Genomic DNA, 23996 nt, shown 5'->3' on the forward strand with positions numbered 1-23996 from the left:
TTATTACATCTCTTTTATCGTTTTTTCGATATATTCGCTGTTATAAAATCAGAATATGAAAAAAGCGCTTATTGCATTTTCTATAGGTATTACTCAGATCATCTTCGCACAGAATTACTCTCGATATGTCAATCCGTTCATAGGAACCGGAGGACATGGCCACACTTTTCCGGGGGCAATCGTTCCTTTCGGAATGGTACAGCTGTCTCCTGATACAAGAATTGACGGCAGCTGGGACGGATGCAGCGGATATCATTATTCAGATTCTGTAATCTATGGTTTTTCCCACACCCATCTGAACGGAACAGGAGTTTCGGATTATGGAGATATTATGCTGATGCCTACCATGGGAAATCCAAGCTTGGACAGTAAAGGTTATTCTTCAAAATTCTCGCATAAAAATGAAAAAGCAACAGCAGGATTCTACGCTGTCAGATTAGATAAAAATAATATTGATGTTCGTCTTACTGCTACCAAAAGAGTCGGCTACCACGAATATACTTTCAACAACGCAGGGAACGCTAATATTATCCTGGACCTCAACCACAGGGATAAACTTCTGGAAGGTGAAGTAAAGATCATTGATGATAAAACCATTGAAGTCTTCCGAAGAAGTGAAGCATGGGCTACTAACCAGTATATCTACGCCAGAATTGAGTTTTCAAAGCCGATGAAAATTTCAAAAAAGGAAGTCAACGGAAAGCAGGAAAGCAACCTTTTTACAGGAACAAAGCTAGCTCTGGCGTTTTCAGCCAATGTTAAAAAAGGAGAAAAGATCAATGTAAAAGTTTCTGTTTCTCCAACCGGCTATGAAGGAGCAGAAAAAAATATGCTGGCAGAAGGACAGTCCAAAGATTTCGACGCGGTAAGAAAACAGGCGCAATCTGACTGGGACAAAGAACTTTCAAAGATTGAAGTAAAGTCTGATGATAAAAACAAATTAGCTGTTTTTTACACTGCGCTTTATCACGTTTTTACACAACCGAACATCAATATGGATGTTGATGGAAAGTACAGAGGCAGGGATAACAAGCTTTATATTGCCAATGGTTTTGATTATTATACGGTATTCTCACTTTGGGATACCTTCAGAGGAGCCCACCCGCTGATGACTTTAATAGACAGAAAAAGAACTGCTGATTTTATCAATACATTCATCAAGCAATATGAACAGGGAGGGAAACTTCCGGTATGGGAACTCGCTTCCAATGAAACGGAATGTATGATTGGCTATCACTCGGTTTCTGTCATTGCAGATGCTATGAGTAAAGGAATTCAGGGGTTTGATTACGAAAAGGCATTTCAGGCTGCCAAAGCTTCAGCCATGCAGGATATTTTTGGACTGAATGCTTATAAACAGAATAATTACATCAGTATTGATGATGAGCATGAAAGTGTTTCCAAAACCGTAGAATATGCTTACGATGACTGGTGCATTGCCCAGATGGCAAAAATTTTAGGCAAAAAAGAAGAGTATCAGTATTTCATGAAACGTTCTCAGAACTGGAAAAATCTTTACAATCCTAAGACAGGTTTCATGCAGCCAAGAAAAAACGGAAACTGGTATGAGCCATTTGATCCGAGAGAGGTCAACAACAATTATACGGAAGGAAATTCATGGCATTATTCTTATTCTGTACAGCAGGACATTCCGGGACTTATTGCAGCTCATGGAGGAAAAGAAAAATTCGAACAGTTCATTGATGCCATCTTTACCGCTCCTGATAAAACCACGGGCAGAGAACAGGTAGACATCACAGGACTGATAGGACAATATGCACAGGGAAATGAACCGAGCCACCATATTGCCTACCTGTACAATTTCGTAGATAAACCAGAAAAAACAGATGCCAAAATCAAATACATCCTTGATCATTTTTATAAAAACACTCCTGATGGACTGATCGGAAATGAAGACTGCGGCCAGATGAGTGCCTGGTATGTTTTAAGCTCAATGGGAATTTATTCTGTAACGCCGGGATTACCGGAATGGGAAACGACCACTCCTTATTTTGATGAAATTAAAATTCATCTTGAAGATGGCAGCACAAAAACGATTACTAAAAATACCGGCAGAGCAGAACTTAAAAAATTGGGGTTCGAAAATGTAAAACCTGTTAAAGATTTTAAATATTCTGAGCAGACAGCTTCACCGGTAATTGCAGCTGACAGAATCTTCGACTTTTCTACCAAAGTTGAGATTACTCCATTGAATCCGAATGACAAAGTATATTATGTGACAATGGATGAGAATGACAACAATAAAAGAAAGACTTTCTCTACGTATAAAGCTCCATTCTCCATTACCAAAACTACTCAGGTAATGGCTTATGCTGAAAGAAACGGCGAAAAAAGTTCAGTAACAACCGCTAATTTTAACAGAAGACCCAATTATTGGAACATTAATATCCTGTCTAAAGTTACTCCGCAATACAGTGCTGCCGGAAATCTTGCTCTTATCGACGGAATCAGAGGAGATGTGAACTGGAGAAAAGGTGAATGGCATGGATATCAGGGGCAGAATTTTGAAGCAATTATCGATTTTAAATCTCCTCAGCAAATCAAGTCATTATCATCTACTTATCTTCAGGACAGCAGAGCATGGATTCTGATGCCTAAAAAAGTAGAATATTATGCTTCTATGAACGGAAAAGATTTTGTTCTTCTGAAAACTGTTGATAATGATATTGATCCTAAAGATGAGAAAGTACAGATCAAAGATTTCTCTACTGAAATTCTTCCTACCGAAGCCAGATACATCAAAGTAAAAGCGTACTACTTCGGAAAACTTCCGGAATGGCATCAGGGAGCAGGCGGTGATGCTTATATCTTTATTGATGAAATTGGTATAAAGTAAGGAAGATGGGAGAAGAGATAGAAGTTTCTATTTGACTTCCTGAAGTCCGGCTGATATTGATCTATAGACTTTCAAAACTTCCTTCTCCCAGTACCAGGCTTCCCAATATAAAAACGCCCTTCGAAAAATTCGAAGGGCGTTTTTAATCAATTCATTCTTTCAGACCATTGCAGGACTTCCGGAAGTTCTGTATCAGAAAACTCAATATGGATAACTCTTCTTTTCTTTCCGTTCGTCGTTCGGTTGGAACCATGAAGCGTCAAAGGTTTCATCAGCATAATTCCACCTTTTTCTACTCTGCAGATTTCTTCTGTTTCTACGGTCCAGTCAATGGTTTCTGGTCTGTAAATACCTTTTGAGTGAGATTTTGGAACCACTTTCAAAGCTCCGTTATTTTCATCAGTATCATCCAGGTGGATTCTGATGGTATAGATATTTTTCAGAACATTCAGCGGAGGCTGTACAGCAAACTGATTCTGCTTGGTCGTCCACGGGCCAAAGCCAGGGAGTTCAAGCTTTTTATCTACAGAAATCGTCAGATCCTGATGATAGGCAACATACCAGTTGGAGGTTTCAGGTTTATCAAAGTAGATACTTTTGACTACAAAATATTTCTCTCCAAAGATTTCCTGTACCACTTTCCTGATATTTTCATTAAAAATCAGGTCTTTGATTTCCGGAACTTCTTTTAAAAACTGTCTTATGGCGAACAGATCTTCAGATTTTCTGAAATTTTCTTTTGAAGTGTCTATACTTTGCAGAACAGTATTTATTTCTTCAAGTTCCTGCTTTGAAAACACATTATTGATAACAGCAAAGCCATATTCAAGAATATGGCTTTTATGATTGTCTAAGTTATTTAAACTCATGATTGTTTTTAAATTTTGTCTAATGGCTCAGTTAATTGTCCCTCCCATTTTGAAACCGCTGAAGTTGCCAAAGTATTTCCTAACACGTTGGTCATACTTCTTCCCATATCACAGAAATGGTCAATTGGTAAAATCAAAGCAATACCTTCCGGCGGAATACCGAACATTGAACATGTTGCTACAATAATTACCAGAGAAGCTCTCGGAACCCCTGCAATTCCTTTTGAGGTAAGCATCAATACCAAAAGCATCGTAATCTGTTGCCCCAGAGTCATTTCGATTCCGTAGATCTGAGCAATAAAGATAGAAGCAAACGTCATGTACATCATACTTCCGTCCAGGTTAAATGAATATCCTAACGGTAAGATAAAAGATACTACTCTGCTGTTACACCCGAACTTTTCAAGTTCTTCAACCAATTTCGGGAATACTGCTTCCGAGCTTGTAGTGGAGAAAGCAATCAGTAATGGCTCTTTAATTCTTTTTAAGAGATCAAAAAGACGGTTTCCTAAAATGAAATACCCCACTAATAAAAGGACCACCCAAAGAAATGCTATCGCAAAGAAGAAATCTCTTAAATAAATAGCATATACTTTAAAGATTTCAAAACCATTGGTTGCCACTACGGCTGCAATAGCACCCAATACTCCAAGCGGGGCAAACCACATGATATATCCTACCATTTTAAGGATGGCATGAGCAATAATATCAAAAAGTTTCACAACAGGCTTTGAATATTCTTCTCCTAAATTAGCCAGCGCAACTCCAAACATAACCGCAAATACAACAATCTGTAATACTTCATTCGTAGCAAAGGCTTCAAATAAACTTTTAGGGATCATGTGCTTTACAAAATCTTCCATTGAAAAACTTTTACTGCTTTTAAGAAGTTCATCAGCAGAAGCTACATCCTGAATCGGCAGTTTTGTGACATGTCCCGGTTCCAGCCAGTTAACAAGCATCAACCCAATGAAAAGAGAAACCAGAGAAGCGGAAATAAACCACAGCATGGCTTTCGTCCCTACTCTTCCGATCATTTTGATATCACTCATTTTGGCGATTCCTACTACCAGGGTTGTAAAAACCAATGGAGCAATAATCATCTGTACCAACCTGATAAAAACGGTTCCCAACAGTTTTATATTTTTGGAAAAAGGTTCGGCACTGTCCGGGTAATTTACATGTACAATACCTCCGATTCCTACTCCCAGAAGAAGGGCAATGATAATTGCTATAAAAAGTTTATTCTGTCCTTTCATATATATAGTTCAATTTGCGCAAATATAATGGTTTTTCAATTGGCAGAAGATTTTCTTCTGTGAGGATGAATTTTACTTTAGGTTTATAATCTCTGAAAATTAAAACCCTGGTACAGAAAATATTGTAAAAAAATTAAGAAACATTTATTTAAATTTTATTCATTTGGTATAAATTTTATTATTACATTTGAGTGTATAACAACATTAAAATAAATATACAATATGAAAAAAACTATTGCAATGGCTGCATTAGCTGTAGCTGTATCTTTCGGTGCTATTTCTTGTAAAAAGAAAGTTTCTGATGCCGACCTTCAGACTCAGGCTACAACTGTAGTAACTTCTAATCCCAATGCTTCTGTTGAAGTAAAAGAAGGTGTAGCTCACTTAAGTGGTACTTTCACAGATCAACAGTCTAAAGACGCGATGATTGCCAAGTTAAAAGCAATCAACGGAGTAAAAGACGTCATGGATATGTCTACTATAGCAGCGGCTCCTGCACCAGCAGCTCCTGTGGAAACAGCTTCTGCTGTAGATCCTGCTGTTCAGAAAAAAGTTCAGGATGCTGTAAAGGATTTCCCTTCTGTAAAAGTGGAAGTGGTAAACGGACAGCTTACGCTTACAGGAAATGTTTCCAGCCAGCAGGCCAGAAAAATCAAAGAATCAGTAGATGCTTTGAAAATCGGAAAGTATAACAACAACCTAATCGTAAAATAATTTAAAATGAGCGAATTACAAGATAAATATTCAAGCGTAGTCTCAGCAGCACAGTCTGCAGGGATCTCAAATCTTCAGGTTCAGGAGCAGGACGGAATTCTTTATGTTTCCGGAAGTGCTTCCAATACTGCGGCTAAAGATGCTGTATGGAATGCCTTAGGAGCGATCGATTCTACTTATTCTGCTTCAGATATCAATATTGATGTACAGGTTGCAGGTCTTGCTTCAGGCGCTTCTTTAACAGTAGCTACGGAAGAATCTAATCTTAATATCAGACAGGAGCCTTCTACTGAAGCTGCTGTGGTAGGTAAAGCTGCCAAAGGATCTTCTGTAACTCTTATTGAGCAGACTTCTGATGACTGGTGGAAAGTGAAAACGGCAGACGGTCAGGAAGGATATGCTTATTCAAGATATTTAAGAGCATAATTTTTATTAAAAAATTATAAATTTTCACAAAAAAAGCATAGAAACATCCCAAAATTGGGATGTTTTTATATTTTTACGGCTCTGAAAAAAAACTAATGAAGAAAACTCTGTTGCTACTGACTTTGATGTTCACAGTCATTATACTGCACGCCCAAAAACTACACATTGACGGAAAAATATCAGATTCTGAAAAGAAAGCGATAGAAAATGCGACCGTCTATCTTTTGAAAGTAAAAGATTCATCTATTGTCAATTACACGGCAACCAATAAAGAGGGAAAATTTTCTCTGAAAATAGACGATGTAAAAGAACCCTCCATTCTTAAAATTGATGCTGAGAAATTATCTTCTTACACCAGAAAATTTGAAAAAATAGACCAGTCATTATCTCTGGGGGATATTCAGCTTGAAAAGCAAGGTCTGGTGAATGCTATTGATGAGGTAAAGATCACTGTCTCTCCCGTAAAAATTAAAAAAGACACGATTGAGTTCAATGCTGCTGCTATCAAAGTAAGACCTGACAGTAAAATAGAGGAGCTTCTGAAACAGATTCCCGGTGTGGAAATCAGTAATGAGGGAAAAATTACGGTGAATGGAAAAGAGGTGGATCAGATCATGATCAACGGAAAACCTTTCTTTGATAAAGACGGTAAAATTGCCCTTCAGAACTTACCGGCAGATATCATCAAGAATATTCAGTTTACCACCACCAAAACAAAGGAAGAAGAACTCAGCGGAAAAACAGCCAAATCGCAGAATACCACCATCAACTTTACCATTGACGAAAAGAAAAATAAAGGTTTGCTGACCAGGCTTACTGTTGGCTACGGATCTGACAAACGATATGAAGCAAGCGGACTGGCCAGCTATTTTAAAGGAGATACAAAAATAAGTCTGTTGGCCTCTTCCAATAACATCAATTCACAGGGATTTTCCAGAGATGAGGTCTTTGACAGTATGGGTAACGGACGAAATGCCTGGATGATGCAGGGAGGATCTGTCTCAACAGTAGGAAATGTTACCTACTTTAACCAGGGAGGCGGCACGAAAGGAATTCAAAGGTCTACCACCATTGGGTTAAACTATAGTGACAAACTGGGAAAAGATGCTGATCTGGATTCTTTCAGCCTTATGCATTCCGATTCCAATACAGAAACAAGATCCAAAGTTTCAAGGTCTACCCTTTTGCCCACTTATACCCTTCAGACGAATTCTGAAAGTAATGGAGAGAATGAATCGAAACAATACAGTTTTGATACTTCAGCCAAAATTAAACTGGATTCCATGACCAGTATTTACCTTTCTCCAAGATTTACAAAAAACAGCAGTTTTAATTTTAATAATTCAAAATCTTCTACCTTAAATAACGGTAGTCTGTTGAATAAAAGTAATTCTTATTCAAGCAATGATTCTGAAAACAATTCATTCAATCCTTATCTCTATTTTTCCAGAAAATTCAGGAAAAAAGGCCGTTCTATTACAGCCAATATGAACAGTTCCATTTCAGAATCCAGAAGGGATAACCTGAACCAGTCCCAGAACACTTTCTATCAAACTAATGGAGTAACTGTAGACAACAGGGATCAATTGGCAAGGAATAAAAATCAGAACAGCAGTTTTAATTTTACTGCAGGTTATACAGAACCTGTTTCCGATTCGGCCAGTGTAAGTTTTGAAGTAAAGTATGAAACAAGATCTGCCAGAAATTTGAGGAATGTCAATGATTTTGATAATACGACCGGAGATTACACTAAATTCAATCAGCTTTTATCCAACAATATGAAGCAAAGAATTAATCAGATCTCTCCTGAGTTCACCTACCAGCTTAATAAAAAGAAACTGAATTTCTGGGCTTCCATGAATGTTGACATCTCAGACATGAAAGTAAACTCTATCTATAACGGACAGCAATATGACCTGCAGAAAAATTTTGTACTCCCCCAGTATAATGTAAATCTTAACTACCAGATGGGAGAAGGAAAATACCTGAGTGTTTATAACTATTCCAACTTTACCATTCCTACAGCAGAACAGCTTACTCCGTATAAGGATGAATCAAATCCTTTGATTACCTATCAGGGAAACCCTGATTTGAAAAATACCTGGATCAACAATCTTTATCTGTATTTCAATAATTATAATAAAGTAAAAGACCTCAGCTACTATTTCAATATTGGTTTTACGTACAGAAATAATGACATCATCAATTTTTCCACCTATGATAATGCAGGAAAGCAAGTAATTACTTACAGCAATGTAAGCGGAAATAAAAACATCAACGCAGGCGGAGGTTTCAGTAAAACCCTGAAATGGAAAAACAACAAGCTTACCATCAACCCGAGATTCAGCATGGTATATGCATATAATAATGGGTTTATAGACGGACAGCCCTTTACCAGCAACTCATACAGTCTTAATCCGGGACTTAATCTTACCTATGAAATCAAGGATAAAATGACCATCAAACCTTCTTACAGACTTGGATACAGTTTTTCAAATTATACCAATTACAATGTAACGAATGTAAATACAGCCAATCAATCCTTAAAGCTGGAACTGACCAATTATATGCTGCAGGGAAGGCTTGTTTTTGGAAATGATTTTGAATATAATACCAACTCCAATATTGCCCCGGGCTTTAAAAAAGATTTCTACTTCTGGAATACCAGTCTGGGATACTCATTCTACAAAAAACAGTTTACGGCAAAAGTAAAAATCTATGACGTTTTGAACCAAAATCAAAGTGTGAGAAGAACCATCACCGATTCTTATTTTGAAGACCGTGAAGACCTGATTCTGAAAAGATATATCATGTTCTCCATCAGCATGAAACTGAATAAGTTTGCAGGAAAAAAGACGCAATAAAGCAACACCATACTTTTATATAATTTCTGATAATGGCCGGATATTTCCCGGCTATTTCTATGAATAGCCTTAATTTCATTACAACTGAAGACGTAATATTCCCCTCCTTTGGAGGGGTGGCGAAAATTCAAAGAATTTTTGACGGGGTGGTCTTACAACAACAACCTTTTAAACAAGATTTACGAATAAAACTGTTTTTATTTTTAAATTAGCGGCAAATTTTTTTTATGAAAATCCCTATTTCAGTATTATGTGTTCTTTTTTTCATTTTTGGAAAAGCCCAGAAAACAGAACAGAAAGATACTTTCGTTAAAGACAATTTCACCAAGAAAGAATTTTATATTCCGATGCGTGATGGAGTGAAACTTTTCACAGCCGTGTATATCCCGAAAGATATATCGAACAAGAACAAATATCCGTTTCTGATGCAGAGAACCTGCTACAGCATTGCTCCTTATGGAGAGAATGAATATAAGACCAAGGTAGGCCCCAATACCTATCTTATGAAAGACAAGTATATTTTCGTGTACCAGGATGTTCGCGGAAGGTATATGAGTGAAGGTACATTTACCAATATGACACCACAGGTAGAGCGTAAAACGAAAAAAGATGTTGATGAAAGTACGGATACCTATGATACCATCGAATGGCTTTTGAAAAATGTTAAAGATAACAATGGTAAGGTAGGTCAGTTCGGAACATCATATCCGGGCTTTTATACTGCTGTGGGGACATTATCACAGCATCCTGCTCTGGTAGCATCTTCACCGCAGGCTCCTATTTCCGATTTCTGGAATGATGATTTTCTTCACAACGGAAGATTTATGTTAGGATATTTCAGAACCTTCCCGGTTTTCGGAATTCAGAAGACACAACCTGAAAAGCAGGCGTGGTATATGAATTCTTTCATTAAGCAAACTTCCGAAGACGGATTAAAATTCTACAGAGACCTTGGTACATTGAAGGATGCTTATGAAAAATATTATAAGAATAATTTCTTCATGACAGAGATTATGAATCACACCAACTATGATGAGTTCTGGCAGAAAAGAGGACTTCTCCCTCACTTAAAAAACATCAATCACGCTGTAATGACTGTCGGCGGATGGTTTGATGCAGAAGATCTTTCCGGTCCTCTGAATATTTATAAGACCATCGAAAAAACAAGCCCTAAAGCCAAAAATACTATTGTAATGGGACCTTTCTCCCACGGCGGCTGGTCACAGGAACAGGGAAAACATTTCCACAGTGAAACGTATTTTGGGGATAGTATTGCAACGTATTATCAGAAAAATATTGAAACAAAATTCTTCAATCATTATCTGAAAGGTAATACCAAAGAAGATGCAGGACTTCCTGAAGCGCTGATGTATGATACAGGGGCTAAACAATGGAAGGAATTTGCTTCTTACCCTCCTAAAAATGCACAGAAAGTGAATTTCTATCTGGCTGATAAGACCTTAAAAAAATCATCAGGACAAGGTTATTCCGAATATTACAGTGATCCGAACAATCCTGTTCTAAGTTCGGATCATTTAAAAGATTTTAATGGCTTTACTCCAAAAAATTATATGTCGGAAGATCAGAGATTTGCAGTGGGAAGACCTGATGTATTAACTTTCACTACCGATGTTTTAACGGATGACATTACTTTCGCCGGAGAGATCATGGCCAAACTGAACATTGCCTCTTCTTCTACCGATGCTGATTTTGCAGTAAAACTGATCGACGTATATCCTGAAGATTTCAAACCAGCAGAAAAGAAAGAAGGCGTTATCTATGGCAACTATCACCAGATGGTAAGAAGTGAGATCATGCCTGCGAGATTCAGAAATACAAGAGAAAAGGGAGAAGCTTTGGTTCCTGATCAGAAAACAGCGGTCAATTTCAGACTTCAGGATGTGGTTCATACCTTCAAGAAAGGACATAAAATTCAGATCCAGATCAGCAGTACATGGTTTCCACTTTTCGCGATCAACCCGCAGAAGTTTATGGATAATCCGAATTTTGCCAACAAGGAGGACTACACCAAGGCATTTATCAAAGTATATGATGACAGCTCTATTGAAGCTGATGTTTTAAAATAAATTGAAAAGCTGTTCGTCTCTTTTTATTTTTTAAAGATCTGAGGTTTTATTTTAGGTTTTGGCTAAAGCCGGATGTATTGGTTCTTTTGTTCAAGTGGGCCAAAGCCCACTTCTATTGATAAATATAATAGACAAACATTGTGGATAAATATCCTCTTAAAACTATTCTTCAATGGTTCTGAAAGTCAGGTTTATTCTTGGAGTATGCACTTTTGTGGTAGGCGGAAGCCTGTGAAGCCAGTGGTCCTGAGTAGTTCCTTTCATAATTAACAAACTGCCGCTTTCCAGGAATATTTCAACTTTTTCTTTGGTTGTTTTATGTTTAAATAAAAACTTTCTTTCCGCTCCGAAAGTCAGGGAAGCGATTGCCCCGTGTTTCTTAAGATCTGTTTCTGCATCACTGTGGTACGCCATTCCTTCACTTCCGTCATGGTATAGATTGAGCAGGCAGGAGTTATAGATTTCTCCTGAAACTTCCTCACACTTTTTCTTCAGTTCCAATAATTCCGGAGTCCAGAACTTTGCATATTTTGTTCTTTTTGAATACGTATATTCAAATGCTTTTTCTCCAAACCAGGCTACTTTCCTTTTAGTTAAAATCAATTTTCCAAAGATGATTGCTTCATCATTCTCCCATGGAATCTGATTAAGCAGATAATCATAATAAAAATCAGATTTTTCTTTGGAGAAAACCTTGCCGTAATAATGAACGGTTCCGTCATGCGGAAGTATGTTGAGAGGATAATCTGAAATTTCTTCAAAGAGACTCATCATCGTTTTTTTAATTTAAATGCTTTATTTTGTAAAAGGTAGAATGTAAAATGTATTTATGGCTTTTATTTAAACACAAATGACACTAATACAGATCACAAATAACACCATATTCTTTTTTATCAATAGGAACGGACTTTAGTCCGTTTAATAAAAAGAGAGTTAATCCATTGGCTTTAGCCAAAACTTAAGGCTCAATATTTTTCAACCACAAAAGTTATAATACATTACTATTTAACTAACAAGATTCATACATAAAAGTATACTAAAGCCTTCGAAGATCTTTGATTTTATTGTTGTGAACTTTATTACAGATAATTTTTAATCTTATGATCCATCTCTCAAAAATCCTTTTGTGTCTTTTGTGGTAAAAATATATTACGAGTACATCTGTGAACCTTCCCAACCTACAATAAGTTGTTTTCTTTCACTTCCCCATCGGTAACCGCCGAGGTGTCCGGTAGACTGAATCACACGGTGACAAGGTATCAGAAATGCAACAGGGTTACTCCCAATAGCCGTTCCTACCGCTCTGGATGCTTTAGGATTTCCTATTTTTTCAGCCAGACTGCCATAAGTAGACAGTTTACCCATAGGAATTGTCAATAGGCTTTCCCATACTTTCAGCTGAAAATCAGTTCCTTTTAAGTGTAATTTAATCGTATTGAGTTGAGTCCAGTCTTTATCGAATATGGACAGTGCATTCTTTTGAAGAGCATCCTGCTGCTCAATAAAAGAAGCATTAGGGAACTTTTGCTTCAGTTCCCCGAATGCTTTTTCTTTATCGTCTTCAAAAGCCATATAGCAGATTCCTTTTTCTGTAGAAGCTACCAACAGATTTCCGAAAGGGCTTTCGGAAAAACTGTAATGAATATTGAGGCTTTTTCCTCCGTTTTTATATTCTGCCGGAGACATTCCTTCTATTTTCACAAACAGGTCATGGAGCCTGCTGGTGCTTGAAAGGCCTGTCTCATATGCAGTATCAAACAAACTTGCTTTTTCTTCCTTCAATAAATTTTTAGCGTGTTCAAGGCTGATGAACTGTAAAAATTTTTTCGGACTTGTTCCTGCCCAATCTGTAAAGATCTTCTGAAAATGGGCCGGACTTAAGTGAACATTTTCTGCCACTTCTTCCAAACTTGGCTGAAGCCTGAAATTGCTCTGGATATATTCTATCGCTTTTGCAATTCTGTTATAATCTATCTGACTTTGTGTGGACATTGTATTATGATTTTACCTCACAAATTTCCAAAGAATATACGGCAGAAAAAATCCGATTCTTGCGGAATATTAGTTGTTGTTATAAATATCGTTATAAGCAAGCATTTTATAATATAGCTTAGCAGCAAGGAAAGCCGTTGGCTTAGCCATTGGAGAATCCATCAACTCTACAATGTCAAATGCTACAACATTACATTTTTCAAATACTTTTCTTAATAATTCCAGTGTCGGATACCATTGTAACCCGCCTGGCTCAGGAGTTCCTGTAGATGGAGCAATAGAAGGATCAAAAGCATCTAAGTCTATTGTAATATATACGTTTCCTGAAACTTTTTCCAGTACATCATTGATCCAGTTTTCGTTGTTCGCAATTTCGTGAGCAAAGAATACTCTTCCTTCCGGTAAATACTGAGCTTCTTCAGCATCCATAGAACGGATTCCCACCTGAACTAAATTATGTTTCTGGTTAGCTTCAAACACCGCACAAGCATGGTTAGAAGTAGAACCGTGGAATTCAGGACGTAAGTCTGTATGAGCATCCAGCTGAAGAACGGTAAGGTTTTCAAATTTCTCTCCTACTGCACGGATAGAACCGATAGACACAGAGTGTTCACCTCCAAATAAAGTAAATACTTTCCCTTCATTGTTCAAAAGCTCTTTTGTTTTCTGATAAACGGCTTCTGTCATTGCTTCCGGACTGGAATTTTCAGAAACTTCTCCTGCCAGATATACCCCCTGAAGATAAGGCTCTGTTTGGGTTTCAATATCATAAAGCTCCATGTTTTCAGAAGCATCTAAGAATAATTCCGGACCTTTATCAGCCCCTTTACCCCATGTTGAAGTTCCATCGTAAGGAACGGTTAACAACATTACTTTCGAATTCTCTAACGTTGCATTTTCCTCGGGAATTCCTGCGTATGTTTTCATATATAATTATTAATTAAAAAATTAAATGATTGAAAGATTAAATGATTCCGCAAAGATACAAAATAGTACCCGAGTTATAAATGATGAACGGTTTGTTATGAATATTTAACCTTTATCCTGATTTTTAAATTTTTAAATCTTTCCCTATTTAAATTTTAAAAGTTATTTTTGTATAAAACTACTGATATGCCTTTAAAAGCTGTTCTCTTTGATATGGATGGGGTAATTGTAGATACGGAACCCTTACATAGAAAAGCCTATTTCAAAACATTTGATGAACTGGAAATTGTAGTACCCGAGGAACTGTACACCTCTTTTACAGGAGCTTCTACCAAAAGAGTTTCTGAAACATTGATTACTGAATTTAACTTAGATCAGACTTACGAAACGATCGCAGGAATCAAAAGATCTCATTTCAAGGATTATTTTTACAATGATGAAGAATTTGACCTAATTCCGGGGGTAAGAAAACTGATTGAGCATTATCATGAAAATGGGATAAAGCTTATCCTGGCTTCTTCTGCTACAATGGTAACCATTAATATGGTTTTTGAAAAATTCGGATTGGAGCCCTATTTCAGTGGAAAGATCAGCGGCGCCGATTTAAAGGAATCAAAACCTCATCCTGAAGTTTTTCTGCTGGCAGCTGAAATGGCTGGAGAACCTGTTGAAAACTGTATGGTGATTGAAGATTCCACAAACGGCATTCTTGCGGCTCACAGGGCAAAAATCTTTTGTGCTGCATACAGAAGCCAACATTCAAAAAACCAGGATTATACCTTAGCAGATACAGTGGTTTCCGATTATGAAGAATTAGAACTGGATAAGATTTCAAAATATTTTTAAATAAAAAGCTCTCAGAAAAATCTGAGAGCTTTTGTTTTGTATAAGTTTTGGCTAAAGCCAATTGACTTTTCTATTGATTGTAAATGGGCTAAAGCCCATTTCTATTGATCATAAAATTATTTATATCCAAGAAGCTTCAATACATCTTCCGGCTCCTGTTTTTCACGGAAAATTTCGTACTGTAATTCACCGTTTTCATCTTTCTGAATCAGAACGTGTCTCGGCTGAGGCATCAGGCAGTGGTGAACTCCGCCATAACCACCGATTGTTTCCTGATAAGCTCCTGTATGAAAGAATCCTATATACAAAGGCTTTGTATCACTGAAAACCGGCAGATAAATAGCATTGGTATGCTGTTCAGAGTTATAATAATCGTCTGAATCACAAGTCAGTCCTCCAAGGAACACTCTTTCATAAGTATCTTCCCAACGGTTAAGCGGAAGCATGATAAAGTGTCTTGAAATGGCCCATGTATCCGGAAGAGTGGTCATGAAAGAAGAGTCAATCATATTCCACTTTTCTCTGTCGTTCTGACGTTTCTGAGAGATAATTTTATAAAGGTTGGCTCCACTTTCCCCTACGGTAAAACTTCCAAACTCAGTATAGATATTGGGTTCCTCTACTCCTTCTTCTTCACAGAATTTCTTGATCTGGGAAACGATTTCTTCTACCATATACTGATAATCGTAATCGAAGTTCAAAGAAGTTTTGATTGGGAAACCTCCTCCGATGTTCAGTGAATCCACTTCCGGAGCGATTTTCTTCAGACGTGCATATACACGAAGACATTTATACAATTCGTTCCAGTAATATGCCGTATCCTTAATCCCCGTGTTGATAAAGAAATGAAGCATTTTCAGCCTTGCATTCGGATGTTCCGCAATCTTCTGGCTGTAATAAGGAATAATATCTTTATATCCGATCCCTAATCTTGAAGTATAGAATTCGAACTTCGGTTCTTCTTCCGATGCAATTCTGATCCCGATATCAAAAGTAGAATCAATGCTTTCTGTAAGCTTATCCAGCTCTCTGTAATTGTCAAGAATCGGAGTAATGTTTTCAAATCCGTTATTGATCATATCTGAAATTTTGGCCAGATAATCATCGGTTTTAAAACCATTACAGATTACTTCAATATTCTTATCTACCTTACCTTTCTCATAAAGAGATTTTACGATATCCATGTCATAAGCAGACGATGTTTCTATTGAAATATCATTCTTCAGAGCTTCTTCCAATACGAAATTAAAATGACTGGATTTTGTGCAGTAGCAGTAGGTATAATTCTTTTTATATTCGGTTTTCTCAAAAGCTTCTTTAAACCAGCCTTTCGCTTTCTGAATATTTTGAGAAATTCTCGGCAGGTAGCTAATCTTTAGCGGAGTGCCAAATTGTTCAACAACATCCATCAACGGAATATCGTGAAACAACAAATTGTTCTCAGAAACATTAAATTCCTCCGTAGGAAAATATAATGTCTGATCAATAAGTTCCGAGTACTTTATTTTCATTTCTAAACAAGTGAATTAAGAAATGCAAAATTGCTAAAAAAGTTTCATTTTTAGGTGTTAAAATTATTATAATTTTAAATAAAGAGCCAATATTAAATCCGGTAAAAATTTCCCCCTGAAAATCAATAGGTAAATTTCTGAATATATTCTCTTCTTTTGGCTTCTGAAATCCCCAATACCTGTTGAATATAGGCATCTGTGGAGCCATATTTTTTATTGATCTCTTCAAAAGCTGCGTCAAGATATCTTTTTTCAACCCAGCTCAGCTTTTCCAGCACCTTCAAATCCATTTTCGGATAGAGGAAATGTAATCTGCCAGCAAGGCGGAGCCTTTTCTGAACAAGGTCTTTCCTGTAATTGTTGGATAAAAGATAATCGTTGTAAATGGTTTCTTTATCAAATTTCAGAATGGTAAGGATCAGTGCTGTGATAATCCCGGTCCTGTCCTTACCGGCTGTACAGTGGTAAAGAACAGGGTCTTTGGACTCCAGCACTTCGGTGATAATCATTTTTATGGTTTCGGGATTTTCCGTAACGTATTCACGGTAAAAATCGATCATTCTTTTATCCGCATCAGAAGCATTCACTTTGCCTTTAAGAACCAGTTTTTTTGCCTGAGCCAGCTGATCGCCTTCATCTTCAAATGCCGAATATTTTTTATATGCACTTTCTGCCGGAAGCTGATCAGGCTTCTGAGCTATTTCTTTAGAATTTCTGAGATCAATAATCTCTTTAATTCCCAGTTCATCAAAACGGTCAAAAGACTTCTTTTTGAGTTTATGAAGATGAGCACTTCTATACAGCTTTCCTTCTTTTAATATTCTCCCTTCTGTGTTTTTGATATTTCCTACGGTCCGGAAATTGTGTACTTTTTTAAGCCGGATCACTTTTTCAGCTTCATTTTTTCCGTATTCCGGGGTTTCAAAATGCGGTGTTTTGCATGAAACAATGCAGCATAATGAAATGGTGAAAACTGATATTTTGATTAGTTTATTCAATGGTTTTTAATAAGTTTTGGCTAAAGCCAATGGATTCATCTGTTTTAAATTACACGAGCTAATGCCCGCTCCTATTGATAGGAGAATATGCCAATAAAGACTCTTTTAATATTTAATAGATTGCAGGATATTCTATCTCCTTGATCCCTACAAAAAATAAAACGTCTCCTGATTCATATTCTATGGAAATCTCATCTTCAACAGCGAAATTCCGGGTTCCAATTCTTGAAGTAATGGATAAGCTTCCATTTTCCAATGGCCAGTTCAACCCTTTTGTGGTGATATTTTCCGCTGAAGGAAAGGGATATAGGGAGATCATTTTATTTTTCACTCCTTCTACCTTAAAGTTTTTAGTGATAAAATAATACACTGAATATTCATCATAAAACTTTAGATCCATATGATCTTTGAAAGTATAAGCAACGGTAAGATTTCCAAGAAAATGATCCTGTTCACCTCCACTTCCTCCAAAAACATCAATCTCTGAAAAACCTTTTTCCTGAATAATTTCCAGAGCTTTATGAAAGTCTGTTTTGTCCTGATCTAATGTAAGAATAAATTTTTCTTCATACATATCTTCATCTGATCCGGAGTGCGAATCAAAATCACCGGATATAAAATCCAGTTTATCTAAAGGAAAGCCCATTCTTTTCAAATAATGGAAGGCCCCGTCTGTGCAGGCGATCAAACCATAATTTTCAGGATTGGGTAATGATTTTGGAGCATCTCCGTTGATGAAAAGTAACACTTTATCTCTCATTCGGGTTCCAGTATTCTTCCGGTTCGTTGTTCAGTTTTGAAATGTATCTTGCTAACACAAAAAGATAATCTGAAAGTCTGTTTAAATATTTAATCAGTTCCGGGCGTACTTCTTCGGATTCATTCAAAAATACCAATGAACGTTCTGCTCTTCTGCAAATTGTTCTTGCCGCATGTAAAAAAGTGGCCGATTTCCCTCCTCCCGGAAGAATAAAATACTGAAGCGGTTCCAGTTTTTCATCAAAGGCATCCATCCACTGTTCCAGTTCTTCTATTTCTGTTTCTGAAATAATGATAGGAAGGCGGGATTTCCCATTGGCAAGCATCAGTTTATCTACCGGTGTTGCAGCTTCTGAACCCACAGTAAACAAATCAAACTGTATTTTTTTCAGCTGTCTTAAAACTTCTTCATTTTCGATATGACTTTTTGCAATTCCGATAAATGAATTCAGTTCATCTATATTTCCATAACTGTCTACCCTTGCACTGGCTTTGGAAACTCTTGTTCCGCCATATAATGCCGTCTGACCTTTATCTCCTGTTTTTGTATAAATTTTCATAGGACTAAAATACCTTTTTTTGTACAATGTAAAAAGTAAAATGTAGTAATAACGTCCTGTTCTATCTGAAAAAAATTGCCTGACCTTAGTTAAGGTCAGGCAATTTTCATATAGTTTGGTTTATCTTTTGAAATTGACTTCCCCTGTTAACCATGACAAAACAATTCCAATTCCTTATTTACTAGCTAAAAGGTGTAATTTACATTAAGCTGAAAAGTTGTACCATTAAATCCAAACTGATTAACCTCCCACGGATATTTGAACCTTCCTCCAAGATCTGTTACCACATCTCCTTTGCTGTCTATTACGTCCGGATAAATATTAAATAAATTATTTACAACTCCGGAAACTTTAAGATCATTCGTAATTTTATAGGTTAAAACAATGTCTGTAACTACCTTACCGGAAAATGTCTGATCTTTGGCAGGATCAGTAGCGTGCTGCCATGTAACAGAACCAAAGTAAGTATTATTAAGATTGAAATTAAACTTTGCAATGTCATACGACAGACTAAGGATCGTTTTTGTTTTTGGCCTTGCGGAAGTAATTCTGGATTGTTCTTTTCTGTCAAAAAAGTTTTCTGAATAGCCATTTTGTGCCAAAATAGACGGAACGGCAATATTATCCACTATTTTAGTTTCGTTATAATTGAAGGCTGCAATAACGCCTAATCTTCCTTTTCCAATAGCGGAAGTATAGTAATTCGCAACGAAATCTACTCCCTGGGTAACTGTATTTACAGCATTGGTGAAAAACTTCAGGGAAGTTATTTTATTATTGTTCAATATGACTTCCACAGGGTTTGACAGGTCCGGACTCCCCGGAGCACCGGTTTTGTAACCAATATCACCTGAAAAAAGTACACGGTCCTCAATTTTTATTCTATAATAATCTGCTGTAATAGTAAGATTTTTAAAAGGTTTTACGGCAACTCCTCCGGTAATGTTAAAGGCTTTTTCAGCATTTAATTTGGGTACCCCAAGATCAGATCTTACAATGGGAGAGTCATTATTAAAGGTACCCTGATTAGCTACCGTATTCCCAGTAATTTTGGTCTGAACATTGGAATAGTAAATCTGGTGTAATGAAGGTGCACGGAATCCTGTGGAAACAGATCCACGGAAAACTAATTTATCATCCAGCAATTTATACCTTGCATTTCCTTTCCAGGAAACATTATTTCCAAAATCACTAAAGTTTTCGTATCTTACTGTTCCTCCAAGCAGCAGGTTTTTTGTAACATCCCATTCAGCATTCATATAAGCTCCAATATTCTGACGATTTTTATTGACTTCATTTTGAGGCTGCAGTCCTGGAAATGATTCTGCACCACTTCCTATATAAGATGCCTCTTCTCCTGCTCTTGCCTGATAGTTTTCATTGCGCATCTCTACTCCGGCTCCTAAAACAAGCACACCAAAATCCCTGCTGACATCTATGTTTCCTATAATATTACTGAACTGGTGACCACCTGCCTTAAAACTTGTTGGTGACTTTGCACCCAAAGATGTATTAATGGTATTTCCTACCACATAATCTACTGCATTAGAGCCAAAGGTGGCACTCCCATCAAAACTCCATTTTCCAAACATGCCTTTCCATCCGGAGGTTAAATTATAATCATAAACATCGGTTTTAAATTCCGGCTGAAATCCATTGTAAGGCTGTCCTTTTGGAGTTAATAAACCAAAATCTGATGATACCCAATAAGGTGTTCTATACAAAGCGAAACTGGTCCCATTTCTGTAAGTTGTACCGCCAAAAGCATAAAATTTACCCGTTTCGCCGGTTGGCAATTCAAAATTCACAAACATATTGGCAACTTTTGTCTCCGGTTGCCCAATGATCATTCCTAAACCAGGATTAGCCTGTGTCCAGGCATTATCCACACCAAAAAGTTCATCTTTTGTAACAGAACCTGCACGGTTAGTTTTATTTTGTGAGGAAAATCCTAGTGTAAGATTCAGGCTTCCTGTTTTTGCGATTCTGATTCCTGTATTAAAATCTGCTCCGATATTAAAGCCATCTCCTTTTGAAGTAATTCCGGAAAAGAGATTCACTGTGCTTTTCCCAACACCGTTTTTAAGAATAATATTGATCACACCTGCAATAGCATCAGATCCGTATTGTGCAGATGCACCATCTCTTAATACCTCTACGTTTTGTAAGGCTGCTGAAGGAATACTTTTCAGATCTGTACCTACTTCACCTTTTCCCGGCGTATCGTTTACATAAATAAGAGCACTTTGATTTTTTCTTTTATTATTGACTAAAACTAATGTTCTGGAAGGCCCCAAACCTCTTAAGTCTGCCGGATCAAAATGGGCCGTGGCGTCAGAAACAGTTTGTTGTGATGAATTGAAAGATGGAACAGCATAGGTTAAAGCTTTATCAAAAGTAACCTGACCTGTAGATTTTAGCTGTGCTGCCGAAATATTGTCTATAGGAATTGCTGAGGTAATGATGGTTCTGGGCTTAGTTCTACCCGTGGTAACCACCACTTCATCTATTTTATTTTGTTTTATGCTGTCCTGAGCATATCCCATAGCACCAGCTCCGCTTAATACTAAGACATAGATTTTTCTATTAAATAAATTTTTTCCCATGTTAATTATTAATTATTCAATAAATCTAATAAAAAAATAAACATTAATCATAAAAATAAAATATATAATAACAATTTAATTTCATATTTGCCAAAATCATACCATTTCATTAAAATAAAAATTGATCTACAAAACATAAAGTGATTTACTCAAAACATGAAAAAAAATAAATCAATAACATCATATTTGTATAAAAAAAATCAATCAGTTAACATCAGAAATAAACATGATTTTATTCGTTCTGATAAGTAATTTTCAACGGGTTGAGATTGCTTCGCTTATGGCTTGCAATGAATGGGAATAAAAAATGGCCGGGAGAAACCGGCCATATCCAAATTATTTATTTACCTCTACGTATTGTATGATGGTCTGATTTTTTGGGTTGTAGATAATGGTACTGCTTTTGGGAAATCTTTTCAGCTTATAATACTGAATATTCTTGTCTGATTTTATATCCTCCAGAATACCAGTATCCAATGTGTTGTCAGGAAGGAATTTAGATAAGAAGCTTATTTTATCTACAATGCTTTGTCCATCTATTTTTCGGGCAGTATTATCAGATTTACTTTCATCAGAAGTAGGCTGCCCCTCTAAAAAAGGAAGTACTGCTGCTATATCCGCTTTGTATTTAAAAATATAACCTTCAGGTCTTCCCGGAATTTTGATCTTTTTCCCTTTTTCTTCGGAAACAATGGAAGCACCTGTGCCCGGAAAAACAGTACTAAACTTAACGTCCTCAGAATTAATTAAAGAATTCACAGATTCATTGACTGTTTTCTTCACTGTTTCTTCAACAGCCTGTTGTGCTTTCTGTTGTACGGTTTCAGTTGTTTTCTGAACAGTCTGATCAATTTTTTCCTCAATCTTATTGCATGATACTAATAAAAAAGTGGTAATAGCAGGTAAAATATACTTCTTCATAATTCTAATAATAGCGATTTTTTATTAATATCCCTACTTCTAACGGAAAAATAGGTCAGGATATTTTAGCAAAGAAAAAAATATTTTTTTAATATCAGAAACACTACTGACAAACTGTTGTCATTATCTCATCTTACCTTTGTATCAACAACAAACAAAAACAATAATATTATGACAACTACAGCCACAGCGACTAAGCAATTCATGACTACAGATCAGTTATTAAAAGACTGGCAGGGACACAGAAATCTTACAAGAAGAGTGATTGAAGCTTTTCCTGAAAAAGAATTATTTGAATTTTCTGTTGGAGGGATGAGACCTTTTGCCAAACTTGCCACGGAGATGATCAGCATTGCAGGTCCTGCTTTGAAAGGAATCATTGAAGGAAATATGGAAGGTTATAATGAAGAAGGCTTCAATCCTTCAACTAAAGAAGAATTATTAAAAAGATGGGATGAAGAAACAGAAGTGATCAACCACTATTTCAATCAGATTTCTGAAGAGCGTTTCCAGGAAGTATTCAACCTGTTCGGACAATATGAATTCCCCGTGTATGAAAATATTCTTTATTTCATTGACAATGAAATCCACCACCGTGGGCAGGGATATGTTTATTTAAGAGCTTTAGGGATTGAACCACCTTTCTTCTGGGAAAGATTTTAATAAAAGCGAAAAGGTAAAATTGCAAAAAGGTTAAACAAACTCATATCTTTTTTTGCGACAAAACAAATCTGCTTATTTGCAATTCTGCCTTTTCACTTCAAGCCATTTCATTTATTTGCCTCAATTAAGTCTTTAAACCTCAACAGATATCTGTTGGTGTTTTATTGATGTCTTTCTATCATTTTTATCAACAGTTCATTCAATCGTGTGCGAAGACTTTCCGGTTCAAGAACAGTAGCATAATCGGCAAAAGTAATGAGCCATCGGGGAAAACCGTCACTGATCCATTCGGTTTCAAAAGTAAGCTCTACCCCTTGTTCGGTTTCTACTTCTTCTACGAGTCCGTAGTATTTTTTAGAATTCACCAGATGAGACATGACCTTTTTGTCTACCAGAAGTTTAGCCCTTATCTTATTTCCATTTGATTTTTTACGGTAATCATTCACCTGTCCGTATTCCTGCAAAAAGGGATTCTGCGTCTTTGAAATTTCCAGAATACGGTCTATACGAAACTGTCTGAAATCTTTTCTCAAAGTACAGAAGGCCATGATGTACCAGAAATTAAACTCAAAAAACATCCCCACGGTTTCAATGGTTCTGTGATTTACCCTTCCGTCTACCGTCTGATATTTTATAGTCAGCTGGGTCTTCTCAGCAATGCTTTCAAGAATGATAGGAATTACATTTTTCAGTGAGTCGCCCGAATCTGTATGAAAGCTGAAAACATCAATCTGCTTTTCTATATTTTTGATCAGATTTTTATCAGAATATTTCAACACTGAACGTACTTTCTCCATAGCGGCCTGATAATGATTTCCCAAACTCTGGTGGGAAAATTTCTGCATCAGTTTTTCAGCAGTGATGAAACTTAAGACCTCTTCCTTTGTAAACATGATCGGAGGAAGTTTATAGCCCTCCATAAGAGAATATCCGTTGCCCGCTTCTCCAACAATAGGAATCCCTGCATTTTCCAGAGTTTTCACATCACGATAAATGGTTCTGATGCTTACATCGAACTTTTCAGCCAGATCCTGTGCGCGTACAACAGATTTCGACTGTAACTGGGTAAGGATAGCCGTTACCCGATCGAGTTTTTTAAGGTAGTGATCATTCATTATATAGCAAAACTAAAATTCT

19 protein-coding genes are annotated in these 23996 nt (G+C 36.7%); 7 read left to right on the forward strand and 12 right to left on the reverse strand.

Features of this window, described 5'->3' with window-relative positions; all coding sequences use genetic code 11:
• Window positions 1-55: 55 nt before the first annotated feature.
• Window positions 56-2857, forward strand: coding sequence for a GH92 family glycosyl hydrolase (locus AC3FI7_RS11005; RefSeq protein ID WP_491462036.1), 2802 nt, complete (start codon window positions 56-58; stop codon window positions 2855-2857).
• Window positions 2858-3003: 146 nt separating this feature from the next.
• Here AC3FI7_RS11005 and AC3FI7_RS11010 read toward each other — a convergent pair whose 3' ends face one another.
• Both AC3FI7_RS11010 and AC3FI7_RS11015 read right to left on the reverse strand, forming a co-directional pair.
• Window positions 3004-3726, reverse strand: coding sequence for a phytanoyl-CoA dioxygenase family protein (locus tag AC3FI7_RS11010; protein ID WP_142724815.1), 723 nt, complete (start codon window positions 3724-3726; stop codon window positions 3004-3006).
• Window positions 3727-3734: 8 nt separating this feature from the next.
• On the reverse strand, window positions 3735-4985 hold the full coding sequence (locus AC3FI7_RS11015; RefSeq protein WP_491462037.1) for a dicarboxylate/amino acid:cation symporter: 1251 nt from the start codon (window positions 4983-4985) through the stop codon (window positions 3735-3737).
• A gap of 222 nt (window positions 4986-5207) precedes the next feature.
• Between AC3FI7_RS11015 and AC3FI7_RS11020 the strand changes: the two genes are divergently transcribed.
• The 4 genes from AC3FI7_RS11020 to AC3FI7_RS11035 all read left to right on the forward strand — a co-directional run bounded on the left by AC3FI7_RS11020 (window position 5208) and on the right by AC3FI7_RS11035 (window position 11076).
• Window positions 5208-5699 (forward strand): BON domain-containing protein, encoded by a 492-nt coding sequence (locus AC3FI7_RS11020; RefSeq protein ID WP_142724817.1) that lies wholly within the window; start codon window positions 5208-5210, stop codon window positions 5697-5699.
• Window positions 5700-5705: 6 nt separating this feature from the next.
• Window positions 5706-6125, forward strand: a complete 420-nt coding sequence (locus AC3FI7_RS11025) for an SH3 domain-containing protein (RefSeq protein ID WP_142724818.1) — start codon at window positions 5706-5708, stop codon at window positions 6123-6125.
• Between the two features lie 95 nt (window positions 6126-6220).
• On the forward strand, window positions 6221-8989 hold the full coding sequence (locus AC3FI7_RS11030) for an outer membrane beta-barrel protein (protein WP_491462038.1): 2769 nt from the start codon (window positions 6221-6223) through the stop codon (window positions 8987-8989).
• 227 nt (window positions 8990-9216) lie between these two features.
• Window positions 9217-11076 (forward strand): CocE/NonD family hydrolase, encoded by a 1860-nt coding sequence (locus AC3FI7_RS11035; protein WP_491462039.1) that lies wholly within the window; start codon window positions 9217-9219, stop codon window positions 11074-11076.
• Window positions 11077-11238: 162 nt separating this feature from the next.
• Here the strand turns inward: AC3FI7_RS11035 and AC3FI7_RS11040 are convergent, their stop codons facing one another.
• The 3 genes from AC3FI7_RS11040 to speB form a co-directional block, all read right to left on the reverse strand.
• Complete coding sequence (locus tag AC3FI7_RS11040; protein WP_343660053.1) at window positions 11239-11847, reverse strand: alpha-ketoglutarate-dependent dioxygenase AlkB family protein; 609 nt, start codon at window positions 11845-11847, stop codon at window positions 11239-11241.
• A 378-nt stretch (window positions 11848-12225) separates the two neighbouring features.
• Window positions 12226-13068 carry a bifunctional helix-turn-helix domain-containing protein/methylated-DNA--[protein]-cysteine S-methyltransferase gene (locus AC3FI7_RS11045; RefSeq protein ID WP_343659451.1) on the reverse strand — a complete coding sequence of 281 codons (843 nt, stop codon included), beginning with the start codon at window positions 13066-13068 and terminating at the stop codon, window positions 12226-12228.
• A 69-nt stretch (window positions 13069-13137) separates the two neighbouring features.
• A complete protein-coding gene (speB, locus tag AC3FI7_RS11050) occupies window positions 13138-13995 on the reverse strand; it encodes an agmatinase (protein WP_343659453.1) in 858 nt (285 codons plus the stop codon).
• 186 nt (window positions 13996-14181) lie between these two features.
• Here speB and AC3FI7_RS11055 point away from each other — a divergent pair, with 186 nt between their 5' ends.
• Window positions 14182-14841 carry an HAD family hydrolase gene (locus tag AC3FI7_RS11055; RefSeq protein ID WP_343659454.1) on the forward strand — a complete coding sequence of 220 codons (660 nt, stop codon included), beginning with the start codon at window positions 14182-14184 and terminating at the stop codon, window positions 14839-14841.
• 116 nt (window positions 14842-14957) lie between these two features.
• Here AC3FI7_RS11055 and AC3FI7_RS11060 read toward each other — a convergent pair whose 3' ends face one another.
• The 6 genes from AC3FI7_RS11060 to AC3FI7_RS11085 all read right to left on the reverse strand — a co-directional run bounded on the left by AC3FI7_RS11060 (window position 14958) and on the right by AC3FI7_RS11085 (window position 22196).
• Entirely contained in the window at window positions 14958-16352 is a 1395-nt protein-coding gene (locus AC3FI7_RS11060; protein WP_142724824.1) for a type III PLP-dependent enzyme domain-containing protein, read from the reverse strand.
• A gap of 122 nt (window positions 16353-16474) precedes the next feature.
• Window positions 16475-17350 (reverse strand): tyrosine-protein phosphatase, encoded by an 876-nt coding sequence (locus AC3FI7_RS11065; RefSeq protein WP_343659456.1) that lies wholly within the window; start codon window positions 17348-17350, stop codon window positions 16475-16477.
• A gap of 112 nt (window positions 17351-17462) precedes the next feature.
• Window positions 17463-18110: a thiamine diphosphokinase gene (locus tag AC3FI7_RS11070; RefSeq protein WP_343659457.1), complete on the reverse strand. Its 648-nt coding sequence runs from the start codon at window positions 18108-18110 to the stop codon at window positions 17463-17465.
• Window positions 18100-18669, reverse strand: a complete 570-nt coding sequence (locus tag AC3FI7_RS11075) for a cob(I)yrinic acid a,c-diamide adenosyltransferase (protein ID WP_343659458.1) — start codon at window positions 18667-18669, stop codon at window positions 18100-18102. The genes AC3FI7_RS11070 and AC3FI7_RS11075 overlap by 11 nt, the downstream gene beginning before the upstream one ends.
• Before the next feature lie 185 nt (window positions 18670-18854).
• Window positions 18855-21275, reverse strand: a complete 2421-nt coding sequence (locus AC3FI7_RS11080; RefSeq protein ID WP_491462040.1) for a TonB-dependent receptor plug domain-containing protein — start codon at window positions 21273-21275, stop codon at window positions 18855-18857.
• A gap of 336 nt (window positions 21276-21611) precedes the next feature.
• Entirely contained in the window at window positions 21612-22196 is a 585-nt protein-coding gene (locus tag AC3FI7_RS11085; RefSeq protein ID WP_343659461.1) for a hypothetical protein, read from the reverse strand.
• Between the two features lie 171 nt (window positions 22197-22367).
• Here AC3FI7_RS11085 and AC3FI7_RS11090 point away from each other — a divergent pair, with 171 nt between their 5' ends.
• On the forward strand, window positions 22368-22859 hold the full coding sequence (locus AC3FI7_RS11090) for a DinB family protein (RefSeq protein ID WP_142724830.1): 492 nt from the start codon (window positions 22368-22370) through the stop codon (window positions 22857-22859).
• A gap of 161 nt (window positions 22860-23020) precedes the next feature.
• On the opposite strand, the gene AC3FI7_RS11095 is transcribed toward AC3FI7_RS11090, so the two are convergent.
• Window positions 23021-23974, reverse strand: coding sequence for a helix-turn-helix transcriptional regulator (locus AC3FI7_RS11095; RefSeq protein WP_291898840.1), 954 nt, complete (start codon window positions 23972-23974; stop codon window positions 23021-23023).
• Window positions 23975-23996: the final 22 nt, after the last annotated feature.

This window comes from Chryseobacterium sp. TQ-BC-N36, from assembly GCF_058382295.1.